This is a genomic window from Bacilliculturomica massiliensis, assembly GCF_900605495.1.
Lineage (GTDB): Bacteria > Bacillota > Clostridia > Peptostreptococcales > Anaerovoracaceae > Bacilliculturomica > Bacilliculturomica massiliensis.
Genome location: NZ_LR027600.1, coordinates 52,839 through 69,673 on the forward strand (window position 1 = coordinate 52,839; position 16,835 = coordinate 69,673).

General features: G+C 56.7%; 11 protein-coding genes. All 11 read left to right on the forward strand.

From position 1 onward, the window contains the following. Positions 1-281 precede the first annotated feature (281 nt). The 11 genes from E0E37_RS18830 to E0E37_RS04025 all read left to right on the forward strand — a co-directional run bounded on the left by E0E37_RS18830 (position 282) and on the right by E0E37_RS04025 (position 16,820). On the forward strand, positions 282-3,830 hold the full coding sequence (locus tag E0E37_RS18830) for a DEAD/DEAH box helicase (protein WP_130861693.1): 3,549 nt from the start codon (positions 282-284) through the stop codon (positions 3,828-3,830). A 295-nt stretch (positions 3,831-4,125) separates the two neighbouring features. Then, positions 4,126-5,094 (forward strand): sugar-binding transcriptional regulator, encoded by a 969-nt coding sequence (locus E0E37_RS03980; RefSeq protein WP_246019636.1) that lies wholly within the window; start codon positions 4,126-4,128, stop codon positions 5,092-5,094. Positions 5,095-5,202: 108 nt separating this feature from the next. After that, complete coding sequence (locus tag E0E37_RS03985) at positions 5,203-6,180, forward strand: sugar ABC transporter substrate-binding protein (RefSeq protein WP_130861695.1); 978 nt, start codon at positions 5,203-5,205, stop codon at positions 6,178-6,180. Between the two features lie 273 nt (positions 6,181-6,453). Next, the gene (locus tag E0E37_RS03990) at positions 6,454-7,932 is read left to right on the forward strand and encodes a sugar ABC transporter ATP-binding protein (RefSeq protein WP_130861696.1); all 1,479 of its coding nucleotides are present in this window, start codon (positions 6,454-6,456) and stop codon (positions 7,930-7,932) included. A gap of 24 nt (positions 7,933-7,956) precedes the next feature. Then, positions 7,957-8,913, forward strand: a complete 957-nt coding sequence (locus E0E37_RS03995) for an ABC transporter permease (protein WP_130861697.1) — start codon at positions 7,957-7,959, stop codon at positions 8,911-8,913. Further along, positions 8,913-9,719 carry a tryptophan synthase subunit alpha gene (trpA, locus tag E0E37_RS04000; RefSeq protein WP_130861698.1) on the forward strand — a complete coding sequence of 269 codons (807 nt, stop codon included), beginning with the start codon at positions 8,913-8,915 and terminating at the stop codon, positions 9,717-9,719. The genes E0E37_RS03995 and trpA overlap by 1 nt, the downstream gene beginning before the upstream one ends. Before the next feature lie 37 nt (positions 9,720-9,756). Continuing rightward, the gene (locus E0E37_RS04005; RefSeq protein WP_207302918.1) at positions 9,757-11,277 is read left to right on the forward strand and encodes a xylulokinase; all 1,521 of its coding nucleotides are present in this window, start codon (positions 9,757-9,759) and stop codon (positions 11,275-11,277) included. Between the two features lie 292 nt (positions 11,278-11,569). Then, positions 11,570-12,934: an ATP-binding protein gene (locus E0E37_RS04010; protein WP_130861699.1), complete on the forward strand. Its 1,365-nt coding sequence runs from the start codon at positions 11,570-11,572 to the stop codon at positions 12,932-12,934. Positions 12,935-13,404: 470 nt separating this feature from the next. Beyond that, positions 13,405-14,358 (forward strand): aspartate carbamoyltransferase, encoded by a 954-nt coding sequence (pyrB, locus tag E0E37_RS04015; RefSeq protein WP_130861700.1) that lies wholly within the window; start codon positions 13,405-13,407, stop codon positions 14,356-14,358. Positions 14,359-14,558: 200 nt separating this feature from the next. Further along, positions 14,559-15,779 (forward strand): CdaR family transcriptional regulator, encoded by a 1,221-nt coding sequence (locus E0E37_RS04020; RefSeq protein ID WP_165445199.1) that lies wholly within the window; start codon positions 14,559-14,561, stop codon positions 15,777-15,779. After that, positions 15,780-16,820: a threonine aldolase family protein gene (locus tag E0E37_RS04025; protein ID WP_130861702.1), complete on the forward strand. Its 1,041-nt coding sequence runs from the start codon at positions 15,780-15,782 to the stop codon at positions 16,818-16,820. It begins immediately after the preceding gene. The last annotated feature ends 15 nt before the right edge of the window (positions 16,821-16,835 follow it).

The following is a 16,835-nucleotide window of genomic DNA, read 5'->3' on the forward strand; positions in this document are numbered from 1 at the left end:
CGGCGGTACCGTTTCTATTATATGCGGGAGCGGGATGCCGTGTCAGTATGAACGGTCGTTCCGTTTTTCTGTTTATGCTGGTTTGCCGCGTCCCGATTGCAAGCGGGATTGGTTTCAGGTCCGGTCTGTGATAAAATGTGTTAAACGGGCCTTTCGGCGATGATATGTCAAATCTTATGAGGTCGGAACGCCGGCACGGGGGAGAGTAGGGCGGAAGGCCGAAGGGAAGACCCAGAGCCGCGCCGAAGGGTGAAGCGCGGAGAAAATACGGAGTGGGATGAATGGACAAGTTCAATTTTTCAGACTTTGAAGATATAGATAAAAAGGCTATGGGGCTGGCGGAGGACCGGGGAGAGCCGGATCTGCAGCCGGTGGGTCAGCGGAAGGCGGCTTCGGGAAACGACAGTCCCTGGCAGGGGGACCGGCTTCGCCGGACCGGGACGGACGCAGACGGACAAGAGGGCGGAATGAACAACAGAGGGGGAAGACGCACGGACCCCATCGCCGTCACCTGCATACGGGAGTATGAGAACAGGGGACTTTCGGCGGAGGCGGAGCTGCGGCTGCGCCAGCGGGGGACGGTCCATGTGGCGCCTCTCCTGGTATGGGAGGGCAGTGAGGCCAGCCTGGAGGTGACGGTGGGAGATACCCGGCAGTATGTGGTCAGAAGTCTTCTGGATCTATGCAGGAGAATGGAGGAGGGCGGAGTCTTTCTGTTTGGAAAGAACTTTTCGATCCGCTGTGCGGAGGAGACCTTTCACGAGGATTCCGTAGAGGTGATCCGCTTTGTAATGGAGCGCTACAGACAGGTGAAGAGTCTGGAACGGCTGGGCTTTAACTATTCCCACGGCGTTTTCATGGATAAGCTGTTCACCAGATCAGGCCGGGGGATGAACCTGACTCCAGAGGCGCTGGACGAATTTTTGGAGCTGTATCGGGATCAGTCGATCATGGTGTCGTGGCGGGCGCCTCTCCGGAGGAGATACGGCAGCTGGGGCTCTTTCCAGCAGGGAGACTGCAGGGAATTTACCAGAAGCTTCGAGCGCCGTCTCGCGCTGAGGGACGGACGGCCAATGCTGGAACTGCAGGTGGAAAAAGAGGAGAGCGGCATTCAGGTACGCATTTCCACGCTGCCGTTGACCCTGTACGGCCAGCGTTATCTCTATCTGTGTTTTGCCGGCAGTCCGGATCTTCTCTGGCGCTGCGACGAGGAGTACAGAAAGGCCGTTTGGCAGTTCCTGACGGCGTTGAAGCAGAATGGCGGATCCCTTTACGTAGCGGAGGGGGACATGGTGCGGTTCTGCGGCAGTGTTCTGCCTGCGCTCCAGGAGTTCGCGGAGTTTTCCGGGGATACGGAATGTCTCAGCCGGTACGTGCCGGAGCAGATGGCGGCCAAAGTGTATCTGGACAGCCCTGCCAAGGATGTGATCGCGGCGGCGGCCAAAGGGGATTACAACGGGGTTCTGGTGGACCTTTACAGCGGCCGGGAAGAGGATCGCAGGGGGGAGTCCGAAAAGGCAGGTCCTGAGAAAAAGCTTCTGCGAAACGATCTGCAGGAACAGAGACTGAGGCTGCGGCTGGAGCAATGGTTTTCCGAGGTGGATCAGCGGACCGGGATCCTGTATCTGAGAGGGGACGACGACGCCCTGTACGATTTTCTCAGGGAAGGCCAGAGGGAGTTGGCGGCCCACGCGCAGATATTTGTCACCGATCGTTACCGGCGGCTTCTGTTTCCCGCAAAGACGAAGGCGGCTGCCCGCGTTTCTCTGGACAGTCAGCTTTTGAAGGTGACCTTTGATTTTGAGGGGATCCCCCCGGAGGAGCTGCTGGACGCGCTGTCTTCCTACCGGGCGAAGCGCAGATTTCACCGGCTTTCCGACGGGACCTTTGTGAACTTTGAGGAGGAAGAGCTGCGGGATGCGCTGGAGTTTGCGGAGGGCATGCACCTGACGAAGGAGGAGATTGCCAGGGGTGCCGTAGAACTGCCCAGATACAGGGCCATGTATCTGGACGGCATCATGAAGAAGGCGGAGACGATCCGATTTGACCGGGATGGAGAATTCCGCCGGCTGATCCGGGAGATCCACGGCGTGGAGGACAGCGAGATCGAGCCGCCTGTGGAGCTGGATCCCGTGCTGCGGGATTACCAGAAGACGGGTTTCCGCTGGCTGTCCACCATGGCGCGACTAGGTTTCGGCGGGATCCTGGCCGACGATATGGGACTGGGAAAAACTCTGGAGATCATCGCGCTGCTGATCTCGGAATCCGGGGGACGGCGCGGCGGAGGAGAGGAAGAGGACGTCCCCGCCGCGGCTGCCGGCAGACACGGGAGCCTGGGCTCGGAGGCTGCGGCTGCAGATAACGCTGCGGCCGCGGCACAGGCGGAAAGGGTCAGGACTGTGGAGAGCCATGAGACAGTCGGGGCTGGGGATGAAGTGACAAAGACCGGGGAGGAACCGGGAGAGGACGGGAAGAGACGGATCCTGGCTCTGGTGGTCTGCCCGGCTTCGCTGGTGCTGAACTGGGAGCAGGAGCTGATCCGTTTCGCACCCGGGCTTTTGGCCTTTCCTGTCATGGGCACGGCGGGGGAGAGAAAGAAAAGGATCGCCCTTCTGGCTGAGGCGGTCCGGGAGCCGGAAGTTGATCTCGTCTCAGAGACAATGCCGAGTTCGAAAGGGGATCACGGTCCGGCGGCGCGCCTGAGCTCAGGGAGAGATCTCGACCCGGCGGCCTGCGTGGTCATTACCTCTTACGATCTGCTGAAGCGGGATCTGCCGTTGTACGAAGGCATTCCATTTGACTACCACATCGTGGACGAGGCCCAGTATATCAAGAATTACAGCACGCAGAACGCCAAGGCGGTGAAGGGCGTAGACAGTCTTCACCGGTTCGCCCTCACCGGCACGCCGGTGGAAAATCGCCTGTCGGAACTGTGGAGCATTTTTGATTTTCTCATGCCGGACTTCCTGGGACCCTACGGCAAGTTCAAAGAGGAGTACGAGCTCCCTGTTCTCCGGGACCGGGACGAAGACAGGACCGGGCAGCTGCGCGCTCAGATCATGCCCTTTGTGCTGCGCAGGCTGAAACGGAAAGTGCTGTCAGAGCTGCCGGACAAGGTGGAATCCGTAGTCTGCGTGCCTATGTCGGCGGAACAGAGGAAGATCTATCTGTCCAATCTGGCGAAGGTGAAACTGGAGATAGGCAAAGAGATCCGGGAGGGCGGCTTTGAGTCCAGCAAGCTGCAGATCCTGGCCATGCTTACCCGGCTGCGGCAGATCTGCTGCCATCCGGCCCTGTGCTATGAGAATTACACGAAGGACAGCGGCAAACTTGAGGCTTGTCTGGAGCTGATCCGCGAGGCGGTGGACGGAGGTCATCGGGTGCTGCTTTTCTCTCAGTTTACATCTATGTTTCCCATCATCGCGGAGCGGCTGCAGAGGGAAAAGATCGGATTCTATACGCTGACGGGCCAGACGGCCAAGACGCAGCGTCAGGAGCTGGTCGATCGCTTCAACGAGGGAGGCGCGCCGGTGTTTCTGATCTCTCTGAAAGCCGGGGGGACGGGACTCAACCTGACGGGAGCAGACGTGGTCATCCACTACGATCCCTGGTGGAACGAGGCGGCTCAGAATCAGGCCACGGACCGGGCTCACCGCATGGGGCAGAGGAACAGCGTGCAGGTGTACAAGCTGGTGGCTCGGGATACGATCGAGGAAAAGATCGTGAAGCTGCAGGAGAGCAAGACGCGTCTGGCGGACGCCGTCATCGGCGAAAACAGTCTGTTTCTGTCCATGCTGGATGAAAAGCAGCTGGAGGAGTTGTTTTTGTAGATCAGAGTATTAAGCTGGATGGAATGTCAGACCGCGGCCAGATATTGCCTTTGCAGCAGATCAGACACCGGGAGTTTCGGGAGAACGCCCGGTGTTTTTTTGCAGGAAAAAACCGGCGTTTTGAAATTAATTTCAAGTACTGAAATATTGACAAAAAGGCGTTGGGAGAGTATTCTGAAAATAAAGATGAACAGGATTTCCTTAACTGAAATAATGTTCGGCGTCTATGGGCGCCGTGAACGAATGAAACCGTGGTCCGAACATTTCGCGGAAAGGGGCGAGCGTCTTGGGAATCGTGCACAACACCAGGCTGATGATCAAAATCTGTGAGCTTTATTATCTTGCGAATATGAGTCAGAAAGAGATCTCCACCCGGCTTGGCATATCCAGACCTCAGGTGAGCCGCATTCTGGCGCAGGCCAGAGACAGCGGCGTGGTCACGGTAAAGATCAGCAATCCTTACAGCAGGGAGTCGGAGCTGGAAAAACAATTGATCGAAGTCTACGGGCTGAAGGACGCGCTGGTGGTGGACGCCGGGGGAGCCGACAGCGAGAGCAGACTGGATCATTTCGTCAGGGAAGCGGTAGGCTATCTGGACGATTACATACCCGCCGGCGGCCGGGTGGGCGTCATGGGCGGGATCACGGTGAGCAGACTGGTGGACGCCATGAAGCCTTCCGGGAAAAAGGTGGCCGAGGTAGTTCCGCTGGTGGGCAGCGTGGGAGCGGGCAACGTGGAGATCCATGCGAATAATATCGCCCAGAGGCTGGCCAGAGTACACGGCGGCACGGCGTACAGCATGAACGCGCCGGTGGTGGTATCGGACCCTTCGGCTGCGGAGTTTCTCAGAGGGGAGCCCACTATTGAGAAGGTCCTCACTCTGGGAATGAAATGCGACGTGGCGCTGGTGGGAGTTGGAAGCGTGGAGATGAACGCCACCAACGTGCGGGCCGGGGGGCTGACAGCGGCCGATATCGAATATCTGAAGAGAGAGGGAGCGGCGGCTTCCGTCTGCACTTCTTACATAAACGCTGAGGGAGAGCCGGTGGGGGAACGTCTGCAGGAGCGGTCCATCGGCCAGTCTCTGGACACGGTAAAAAAAGCGAAGCTCATCGGAGCCGCTGTGGGCGAGTCAAAGGCGCCCGCTATCCGGGCGGCGCTGAAGACCGGCCGCATCGACGTGTTTCTGACCAATATTCTCACGGCACAGCGGATCCTGGAGGGGCTGCCTGCAGAGAACGCCCCGTGCGCGCAGCAGCTGTAAACGGACCGGCGGGGCAAAAGCCGGCGTACATTAGTTAAAGGGATCTATCATAAATAAGGTTACACTTTGCATAAGTGCAATGAATCATTTCATAGAGGAGGAGAAGAAATGAAAAGCTTGAAAAAGATGTTTGCCGTTCTGCTGGCTCTGACCCTGGTTCTGTCCATGGCGGCCTGCGGCGGTACAGGAAACGACGGCGGAGACGGTGACGGAGACGGCGGCGCCGCATCCGGGCTGTCCGGCAAAAAGATCTCGGTCATGACGCCCTATCTGGGTTCCGTGACCACCAATCAGATGGTAGAGTTCCTGAAGTCCGGCCTGGAAGCGGGCGGCGCAGAGGTGACCGTGGTGAATACGGACAACGACTTCGGCGCTCTGGCCAGCCGGATCGAGGACGTAGTCGCCGCAGGGACGGACGGGATCGTTCTGGTCAGCGCGGACCCCAATCAGGTGGCCAACCAGCTGCAGGAAGCCTTTGACGCGGATATTCCGGTCTTCGGCTGCGACAGCGGCTTTATCGAGGGCATGCAGGTCAACGCCACCAGCGACAATTATCAGATGGGCGAACTGATCGTAAAGTATCTGTTTGACGATCTGATGGGGGGCAAGGGCACGGTGATCGCCCTGACTCACAGACCGCATCCCGGCGTAGTCAAGAGATGTGAAGCCTTTGACGATATCATCAAGGACTATCCCGATATTAAGCTCATTACCGAACAGCACGTACCGGCGGAGCAGCCTATCAACGACGCTCAGGATATCGTCGAAAACCTGCTGCTGGCCAATCCGGACAAGGATTCTGTGACGGCCATCTGGGCCGCCTGGGACGAACCGGCCATCGGCGCTACGCAGGCGTTGAAGGAAGCGGGACGGGATGAAGTCATCGTCACCGGCGTGGACGGCAACGAGCAGGCCATCAGCCTGATCAAGGAAGGCACGAACCTGAAAGCTACCGTACAGCAGAACTTCGAGGGCATGGCGCAGATCGTAGTGGATCAGATGACGAAGCTCTTTGACGGGGAAGAACTGGAGAAGGGTGAAATGTACGCGCCCGCCACGCTGATCACACCGGAAAACGCGGAGTAGCCATATTGCCGTCTGGGACTTGAAGCGCGGGGACGGCGGATGGGCCGGCAGAGAGGCCGCGGCGCAGGCCGCGCGCCGCGCGCAGAGGAAAAGGCGGATAACTGAAAACGGAGAGGATGCCTTTGCAGGCGTCCTCTTTCCAAATAAGGACCGCTTGTCCGGACGATGCGGCGGTCCGCGCCGACAGATCGGGGAACCGGGAGACCGGGCGGATCAGAGCGCGGGCCGCGGGATGGGCCGGACAGAAATGAAAACAGGACGGGAGGCGGAGCAGTGTTACTCAAAACAGAACACATCAGCAAACAATTTAACGGAGTATATGCCTTAAAGGATATCAACTTCGAGATACTGCCGGGCGAGATCCACGGCCTGGTAGGGGAAAACGGCGCGGGCAAGTCCACGCTGATCAAAATACTGACCGGCGTTTACAGTCTGGATGAGGGCAAGATCCTGTGGGACGGCGGCGAGGTGAGCATCAGCAACCCTGTTCAGAGCAGACAGGTGGGGATCAACGTCATCCATCAGGATCGGATCCTCATCCCCTCTTTCAGCGGGGTCGAAAACGCCTATCTGGGCAGGGAGTACATAACTTCCGGCGGAAGGATCGACTGGAAGGCCATGGAGAAGAACGTGCGGGATACGGCGGAGAGCCTGGGCATCGACATCGATCTCACAAAGACGGCGGCGGAGCTGTCGCCGCCTCAGAAGACCTGTCTGGAGATCATCAGAGCCATGATGGAGGACTGCAGGCTGCTCATTCTGGATGAACCCACTGCGTCGCTCACAGACAAAGAATCGGAGATCTTGTTCCGCATCATCGGTACGCTGAAGCAGAAGGGCACGGCGATCCTCTATGTGACCCACCGCATGGATGAGATCTTCCGCCTGACGGACCGGATCACCATCTTCAAAAACGGAGCCATGGTGGAGACCGTGAACACATCGGATGTGACCAAGGATGAGCTGGTGGGCAAGATGACGGACCAGTGGAAGAGCGAGAGCATTGCCCGCAAGGATCGATTCGGCGAAGTCCTGCTGGAGGCGGAAGGCATCCGATCCAGGGACGGCGTGGTCAGGGAAGGAAACCTGCAGGTGCGCAGAGGGGAGATCCTGGGCGTGTTCGGCCTGGGCGGAAGCGGCCGGACCGAACTGCTGGAGTGCATCTACGGCTACAGGCCTATAGCGGCTGGCCGGGTGATCCTGGCCGGGAAGGAAATAACAAAACCGTCGCCGGCGGAATCCATCCGAAACGGCGTGGCGCTGGTCTGCGAGGACCGCAGGGGCAAGGCTATGATCGGCAGTCTGAGCATCAAGGATAACATTCTGCTTTCCTGCATCGACAAATACGCCAGGGGCGGGGTGCTGGACGAGAAAAGAGAAGCGCTTGACGCGCAGCAAAAAGTGGAGGCCCTGCAGATCAAGATCGCCGGCATCGGACAGCGGGCGATCGAGCTCTCCGGCGGAAACCAGCAGAAGGTGGTATTCGCCAAGGCGCTGATGACGGAGCCGCAGGTTTTTCTCTGCGACGAGCCCACCCAGGCTGTGGACGTGAAAACCAGAAACGAGATCCACAGACTGCTGCGCCAGAAGGCCGACGAGGGAAACGCGGTGGTATACGTTTCCTCGGATCTGAAAGAAATTCTGGAAGTGGCGGACAACATCCGCATCATGGTGCGGGGCCGCACGGCGGAATTGCTGAAAAACGAAGATCTCACCTCAAACGAGGTATTGGCGTACTGCTATGACAAATAAGGGACAGAAAGAGGGTTGACACATATGAAATCAGGCAAAATCGGCGTAAAATACATCGTGCAGACCTACGGGACCATTCTGGCGATGCTTGCCATCATCATCATTTTCAGTATCCTGCGGCCGGATTCCTTCTGTACCGTGCGGAACTTCATCAACATTACCAGACAGATCTCGCTGCTGGTCATCATCTCCATCGGAGCTACCATGGTGATGAGCGTAAACGAATTCGACCTCTCGGTGGGCAGCATGGCCAGCCTGGGGGGCGTCATGGCGGCCCTTCTGGCAGTGAACGGACAGCCGCTGGCGCTGTGTTTTATCCTGCCCATCCTGATCTGCTTCGCCATCGGCTGGGTCAACGGCTGGATCGTGGCCAGATTTCGGGTGCTGTCCTTCATCACCACGCTGGGCATGAGTACGGTGCTCTCAGGCGTCATATACAAGCTCACGGGCGGCGCCACGGTATTCCAGAACATTCCCCAGGGCTTTGCCTGGCTGGGCACGAAGAAATTTGGCGAGATCCCGCTGCTTTCCGTGCTGATGATCCTCTTTGTGGCGGCGTTCTGGTTCCTCATGCGGCACATGTCCATCGGGCGCAAAATGTATGCCATCGGCGGCAACGAGGAGGCGGCGAAGATCTCCGGGATCAACGTGGCAAAGTATAAGAACATGGCGTTCGCCTTCTGCGCCGTGCTGGCCTGCATCACGGGCATGCTGGTGGCCTCCCGGGTGGGTTCGGCCAACACCACGGCGGGAGACGGCTACTTTCTCCAGTCCTACGCGGCGGTATTCATCGGCTGCACGGTCTCCAGGCAGGGCGTGCCCAATGTGGCAGGCACGCTGATCGGCGCTGCTATTCTGGGCATTCTGGCAAACGGGCTGACTATTATGCAGAGCCCCACATACATGCAGGATATCATTACAGGGTCGATCATCATTCTGGCGGTCATCGCGCAGAAGTTGGGACAGGGAGATGCGAAATAATGGAATGGAACGAGTTGTACAGCCCCGTCACAGAGGGGCTGCTTAAAAAGGAAAAACATACATTTGTGGGATATCTCACAGCGGGCTATCCGGATCGGGAAAGTTTTTTTCGCATCGTCCGCTGCTGCGAGGAAGCGGGGCTGAGCATCTTTGAGATCGGTTTTCCATCGGAGGATCCCTATGCCGACGGAGAGATCATCCGCCGGGCCCACCAGGTGACGGACAAGAGCATCGCCGGGGATCTGGAATTCTGGCGCCGGCTGCGCCGGACGATCCAGGCGCCCATCTGGCTCATGGGCTACGAGGCGGATCTGGTCCGCTCCGGCGCTTATCGGAAGCTGGCGGAAGAACGGCTGATCGACGGACTGGTGCTGCCGGATTGTTCCAATGAGCAGCGCAGGACCATCGCCGGCCAGGTGGCGGAATTCGGCGTGGATGTGCTGGGATTTATCTGTCCTCCGCCCTCTGACGGAAAAGAGGCGGCAGTCGAGGCTCACCATGAAAAAAACCTGTTCACCATGCATAACTTTGGCGTCATCTACCATCAGCTCTACAGCGGGCCCACGGGTATCGCCAACACCTCTGAAGATTATCTGGAGCTTCTGGCTGAGGCCAAGCGGGAATCCGGGGCCTATCTGTTTGCGGGCTTCGGCATCGGCACGGCGCAGCGGGCGGAGGAACTGCTGAATCACGGTTACGACGGCGTTATCATCGGAACGGCCATCATGAAGCGGCTGGCCCAGTCGGAAGAGGCGCTTTACGCATTTGTGAGGGAGCTGGCGGACACGGTCCGATCGGTAAAATAAAAGGGCTCCGGGCGAAACAGACAGGAGGCAGAGCGAATTGAAATACATAGCGGCATTTGATATAGGCACCACAGCGGTAAAAGGCGTGCTGGCGGGAAGGGACGGCGTCCCGGCAGCGTCCGCTTCCATAGACATTCCCACGATATTCAGCGGGAAGAACGCCGAATATAAGGAGCAGGATCCGCGGGTCTGGTACGAGGCGTTCTGCCGGATCTCCCTGGGATTTTTTGCAGGAGGCGGCGTGAGCCCGGAGGATGTGACCGCCATCGTCATGAGCGGCCAGATGCAGGATGTGATCCCGGTGGACGACAGACTGGAGCCGGTGGGAAACGCCATCCTCTATTCCGACGGCAGAGGCGGAGCGCAGGCCGGCGCTGTGATCGCGGCGCTGGGGGAAGACTATCTGGAACAGTGCACAGGAAACCACTACGACGGCTCCCTGTCTTTTCCGAAGATCCTGTGGCTGAAAGAGAACCAGCCGGAGCTTTACCGTCGGATCGCTAAAGTGCTGATCAGCTCTAAGGACTATGTGGCGGCCAGGCTGACGGGCCAGGTCTGCGGCGATGTGACCGCCTGCGCCACGGCGGGGGCCATGGATATTCACCGCAAGGTGTGGGATGAAACGATCATCTGCACGATGGGTGTGTCGCCGGAACTCTTCCCACGGCTGCTGCATTCCCATGAGAAAGCCGGAAGAGTCACCGCAGAAGCCGCGCAGCAGACGGGCTATGCGGCGGGAACGCCGGTCTACGCGGGAGTGGGCGACGCGGGCGCGACCACTCTGGCCAGCGGTATCTCCGCCCCGGGGCAGTACAATATCAATCTGGGAACGTCCGGGTGGGTGGCTACCGTCTCCGACGACGTGCTGCCGGCCCGCATGGGCGTGTTCAATCTGGCTGCAATGCCGGAGAATAAGTATATCAACGTGGTGCCCTTCCTGAACGCCGGCAACGTGCACAAATGGGTCAGCGGACTGTTTACGCCGGTAGCAGAGACAGAAGCGGCGGAGGGCGGTCCGCTCATCGACTACGACTATATCGGCAGGATACTGGAAGGAAGCAGGCCGGGGTGCGGCGGAGCCATGTTTCTGCCCTATCTGGCGGGAGAGCGCTTCCCCGTCATGGATGAGAAGATCCGCGGCTGTTATGTGGGCCTGAATCCGCAGACGGGCAAGGGGGACATGATCCGCGCCTGTCTGGAAGGCGTAGCCTTTTCCATCCGTCAGGGCATCGAGAGCATCGGAACGCCGCCCCAGAAGGTCTCCGTCATCGGAGGCGGCGGGCGCGTGGCGGTCTGGTGTCAGATCCTGGCCGACGTGCTGGATCAGACAGTCTATGTGTACCGCAATTCCGACATCCTGCCCTCCCTGGCCATCTCAGCGGCTGCTCTGATCGGCGAGGGGCAGATCGGAAGCTACGATGAGTTCACCGATTCCCTGCAGGGGGAAGAGAGCAGCATCGCCTACCGGCCCATACCGGAAAACGCGGCGCTTTACAAGGAAATATACCCCGCTTATCTTCGGATCTATCCTGCGGTGAAGGCTGTGACCTGCTCCTGATCTGACTTAAAATGCGGCAGACTTTACGCGCATAAAAATACTGATGGGAACCGGACATCCCCTGGACGATTCCACATGGGCTAATATGTAAAGAAGGACTGTATTCCACTAGAAAGCAGAATACAGTCCTTTTTCTTTGCATTTTCAGGCGCTAATAACCTATAAAAATGTGATAAAGAAGCACAAAAACACCAATAATTATGTGATCGGGTTGTAATTTCGACAGGAAGTGTATACAATAAAATTGTTGAGAAACACCTGAACTCCAATAAAAGTGTGAAGGAGGGTATCTGTGGAGCGATTGATTTTGAAGAGGCTGTTGGATTGGAAGAATTCACCCTACCGCAAGCCGCTGATCCTGAAAGGAGTGCGTCAGGTAGGCAAGACCTGGATTCTCAAGGAATTCGGCAGACGTTATTACGAAAATACCGCTTATTTTAACTTTGATGAAAACGAGGAATATAAGCAGTTCTTCGAGACTACCAAGGATGTGGATCGGATTTTGCAGAATCTGATGCTGGCCAGCGGTCAGAAGATCCTGCCGGAAAAGACCCTTATCATCTTCGATGAGGTACAGGACTGTCCCAAGGTCATCAACTCCATGAAATATTTCTGCGAGAATACGCCGCAGTATCACATTGCCTGCGCCGGCTCTCTGCTGGGAATCGCTCTGGCGAAGCCATCGTCTTTCCCTGTGGGCAAGGTCAACTTCATGCAGATCGACCCTATGACTTTTACAGAGTTCCTGCTTGCCAACGGCGACGAAAATTTGGCAAAGTATCTGGAGATGGTGAAGACGATCGAACCGATCCCCGACGCTTTCTTTAATCCTCTTTATGAAAAACTTAAAATGTACTATGTCACCGGCGGTATGCCGGAATCGGTTCTGATGTGGACGGAAGCCCGGGATGTTTCAGCCATGCAGGAAGCCCTGTCCGGGATCATCGGTGCATACGAACGAGATTTTGCCAAGCATCCCAATATCAGCGAGTTTCCGAAGATATTAATGATCTGGAAGTCCATACCGTCCCAGTTGGCGAGGGAAAACAAGAAGTTTATCTACAAAGTGGTCAAAGAGGGAGCAAGGGCTCGTGAATACGAGGACGCCTTGCAGTGGCTGGTAGATGCCCGTCTGGTGTATAAGATCTACCGAAGCACCGCTCCGGGGCTGCCTATGGCTGCCTATGATGATCTTTCTGCCTTTAAGATCTATCTTGTGGACGTGGGTCTTCTCCGCCGTCTGGCGCAGTTGGCGCCTACCGCCTTTGGTGAAGGAAACCGTCTGTTTACGGAGTTTAAGGGCGCGTTGACCGAGAACTTTGTGCTTCAAACTTTGATTACGCAGTTTGAAGTGGTTCCCCGGTATTGGACGAAGAGCAATCCTCCATATGAGGTAGATTTCCTCATCCAGCGGGAAAATGATATTTTCCCTGTTGAGATCAAGTCCGAGACCAATATTACCAGCAAGAGTCTCAAGAAGTTCAAGGAGCTGTTCCCGGATGAAGTAAAGCTCCGCGTCCGGTTCTCTTTGGATAATTTGAAACTGGATCATGATGTGCTGAACATTCCGCTGTTTATGGCAGATCAGACCGATCGGCTGATTGGTCTGGCGTTAGAGCAGAGAGATCGGGAGACGTATAATGAAACAGATAATTAACGACAAAGTTGTAGCGTTTTAGATGTCAAATGCCCGTAGGGGAAATACCCCGACCAGACCGGATCTGTGATTTTGAGAGATCAATTTCATCAGATCCGGTCTATTTTTTTGCCCTGGAAGAAAGCGTAATTAGACACAAGCACAAGTACGTGTTGCCTGCTTGCGCGGAGGCAGAGGAAGCTGGAAAAAAGGTAGCTGAAAAGAGGAAGGACAGAAGACCGGAGTGGATTTTCTGTTTCAGAGGTGGAGAAAACAGTGGGATGGGGCAGGCGTTAGTTAGGCGTGTGTATAATTGAATTTGCAATCCCGGCAGATATAATGATGGTACTATATTTGAATGCATTCAAGTTACAAATAATACGTAAGGGCAGGTCGGGCGGAAATTATCTGAACATTCGGCTTATTGTGCAGTTGTTCAGCGGCGCCGCAGGATCTGATCCGCTGCCGATATCTATAATAGGAGGAACAAAATGGTGAAACCCCTTTGCAAAAGCATTACGGGCATTAAAAACCTGAACAGAGAAGACATTGAATACATACTGGAACTGGCGGAAAAGCTAGAACCGATTATACTGGGCCGTTCAGAACTGCAGCCTTTGAAGGACAAGACCCTTTGTACTTTTTTCTATGAGCCATCCACCAGGACGCGTCTCTCGTTTGAATCAGCTATGTGGGCCCTGGGCGGAAGGGTCATTTCCATGGCGGACGCGCAGAAGACCTCGTCTGTCTGGAAGGGCGAGACGCTGGCCGACACTATCCGCACCATTGAAAATTACTGTCACATTATCGCGCTGCGTCATTTTGAAGCCGGCGCCGCAGAGGAGGCCGCCCGGATCTCAAGGGTGCCCGTGATCAATGCAGGCGACGGACCCAACGAGCATCCTACCCAGACCCTTCTGGATATGTTGACCATCCGGAGAGAACGGGGAACGCTGGATAACCTTCGCATCGTGCTCTGCGGCGACCTGAAGCATACACGGTCCACAAACTCACTGACCCTGGGCATGTCCAACTTCGACAACGTAGAATTTACCTTTGTACGGCCGAAGGGCTTTGAGACCAGCCGGTGGATCCTGGATCTGGTGAAGGAGAGGGGATGCCGGTATACGGAGTCCGAGGATCTGCAGGAATCGCTCATAGGGGCCGACGTGGTATACATGTGCCGCATTCAAAAGGAGCGCTTCGACGATCCGGAAGCATTTGACGCGATCGACGGGAAATATTGTCTGACAAGAGAGATGCTGGAGAGATCGCCGAAGATCGCGGCGGTACTGCATCACCTCCCCAGGGTAAAAGAGCTGGATGTCAGTGTGGACGATTACCCGGGCTGCGCGTATTTCAGGCAGACTTACAACGGCGTATTGATACGGGCCGCCCTGATGACCATGCTTTTGGACAGAGAGCCGGCGGAGTTCGGCCTGTAGTCAGGCAAGCCCTATACGGCCGGCACGGCGCGGGCGTACAGGGGAAATGGGATGGAGAGCGGATGGAACGAAGGATGCGGGAAACGGAGGCGCTGACGGTGACGATGGATTGCGGATCGCAAAACGGGCCAGTACAATTGAGAAAAAAATCACAGGAATGGGAGAAGCATTCCCAGTTTGTTTTTCAAGGAGGACTGCAAATGCTCAGTTCAAAGATCGCACAATCTATCGTAGACCGCACCATGAAGATTTTGGAAGTCCAGGTCAATATCATGGATGCCAACGCGGTGATCATCGCATCAGGGAATCCCAAACGGATCGGCAAATTTCACGCGGGGGCCGAAAAGGTCCTGAAAACGGGCAAGAAGCTTATCATTAGCAATGGAGAAGCACAGAGGATGGAGGGGGTCCGCCCCGGCATCACCCTGCCCATCGAGTTTAAAGGAAAGATCATAGGAGCCGTGGGAATGCAGGGCGACTCCGAGAAAGCGGAAGCCTTCGGCGAGGTACTGAAGCTGACGGCGGAGCTGATGCTGGAGCAGGCGTCGATAAAGGAAGAAATCTATCTGGAGCAGAGGGCCCGGGAGAGTCTGTTCACGGATCTGCTCACAGGGCATTGGCGGGAGTACGAATGGCATTTTCTTCGCCGGGCAGAGCTTTTGAACTTTGAGCTGGAGAAGACATACCTGGTGATGTCGGCCAAGTTTTTTGCGCCGGAAGACCACAGCCCACTGAAAAATCAATCGGAGGAAGAACTGTCCTATCAGAGGCGGATACAATTGGAGGGAAGGTTGGCCGGAACTCAGCTATTGGGAGGCAGGCTGATCTGCTGCTTTGTAGGCGATGAGATCGCGCTTCTGTACCAGATGCCGGAAAGAGGCGAGACCGGTTCCAATGAATTCATTTCCCGGATCGCCGCCGCCGTGCAGGAGATCTTAAATCAGAACGGCGGCCGGCGGCCCGTGGTTGCCGTAGGCGGCGTGGCGCAGGATTGGAAAGAGATATGCAAGGTCTACGGGGACGCGAAAAATGTCATGCAGTTCAGCCGGCTGTTTCAAGCCGAAGAAACGATCTGCTATTATCAGGACTACCGTATGGAGCATATGCTTGCCGCCGTGCCGAAAGAAGTGAGACGGGATTTCTGGCACGGGATCCTGGATCCGATCCTGAAGCGAGACATGGAACACCGCATCCAGTGTTTGAGCACCATGCAGACGTATTTTAAAAATGAGTTGAATACCGTACAGACGGCGGAACAGCTGTTTCTCCACCGCAATACGCTGTTGTTTCGTCTGACCAAAATACGCGAAGCGACCGGGCTGGCGCCCCAACGGTTCCACGATGCAATACAGCTGGATATAGCGCTTTTGCTGATGAAGATGGATGAGGCGGAGATGGACGGGGAGGAGAGGACGAGATAGATGAAACGAATGTTAGATTTGAGGAGCGACACGGTGACGAGGCCTGATCAGGCGATGCGGGAGGCCATGCGGAACGCGGAAGTGGGTGACGCAGTCATGGGCGACGATCCCACGGTCCTGCAGTTGGAAAAGATGGGGGCCGAATTATTCGGAAAGGAAGCCTGCCTGATGACTGTGTCCGGTACCATGAGCAACCAGACGGCTGTTTTGTCCATGACCGGCCGGGGCGAGCAGATCATCGTCCACGACAGATCACATATGTACAATCTGGAGGTGGCGGGCCTGTCGGTGATCAGCGGCGTACAGCCCCGGCCGCTCCCGGCGCCGGAGGGAAAATACGACCTTCAGACGCTGGAGGAAAATATGATCGGCACAGCGATCCAGACAGCGCCCACGACGTTGATCTGTATGGAGAACACCTTCGACTTAAACCGTGGCCTGGCAATTGAGAAGAACTACATAGACCAGGTCTGCAGACTGGCTCACAGCCACGGAGTGCCCGTTTACATGGACGGGGCCCGGATCTTGAACGCAGCGGTGGCCCTGGATGAAAAACCGGATGTTCTCTGCGAGGAGGTGGACGCCGTGTCTCTCTGCCTGAGCAAAGGCCTGGGCTGCCCGGTAGGTTCTCTGCTGGCAGGATCTGCAGAAATGATCGGGAAGGCCAGAAGAATGTGCCAGATGCTTGGCGGAGGATGGCGTCAGGGCGGTATTTTAGCCGCAGCCGGCATCGTGGGGCTGGGGAGATGGAGAGAATTGGAAGAGGATCAACGTCGGGCCAGGAGTTTGGCCGGGGGTCTGGCGCGGCTGGGGCTTCAGATCGACTGCGATCAGGTGCAGACTAACGTGATCCGCGTTGAGCTTGGCTCCCTGGGACTGGGAAGCCGGGAGTTCTGTCAGGCTCTCTCAGGCTTCGGCGTTCTGGCAAAGCCCATTGAAACAGGGGCGCTGCGCATGATCTGCCACAGAGACATAGGGGACGAGGACATTCCCGCTGTCCTTGCAGCTGTGGAAGACTGCCTGAACAGTCTGGACAGGTAAAAGAAGAGGAGGAGG

Bases quoted from the DNA above. Each gene is read 5' to 3' on its own strand.
- E0E37_RS18830 (WP_130861693.1), top strand. From the start codon at position 282: ATGGACAAGTTCAATTTTTCAGACTTTGAAGATATAGATAAAAAGGCT.
- E0E37_RS03985 (WP_130861695.1), top strand. From the start codon at position 5,203: ATGAAAAGCTTGAAAAAGATGTTTGCCGTTCTGCTGGCTCTGACCCTG.
- E0E37_RS03995 (WP_130861697.1), top strand. From the start codon at position 7,957: ATGAAATCAGGCAAAATCGGCGTAAAATACATCGTGCAGACCTACGGG.
- trpA (WP_130861698.1), top strand. From the start codon at position 8,913: ATGGAATGGAACGAGTTGTACAGCCCCGTCACAGAGGGGCTGCTTAAA.
- pyrB (WP_130861700.1), top strand. From the start codon at position 13,405: ATGGTGAAACCCCTTTGCAAAAGCATTACGGGCATTAAAAACCTGAAC.
- E0E37_RS04020 (WP_165445199.1), top strand. From the start codon at position 14,559: ATGCTCAGTTCAAAGATCGCACAATCTATCGTAGACCGCACCATGAAG.
- E0E37_RS04025 (WP_130861702.1), top strand. From the start codon at position 15,780: ATGAAACGAATGTTAGATTTGAGGAGCGACACGGTGACGAGGCCTGAT.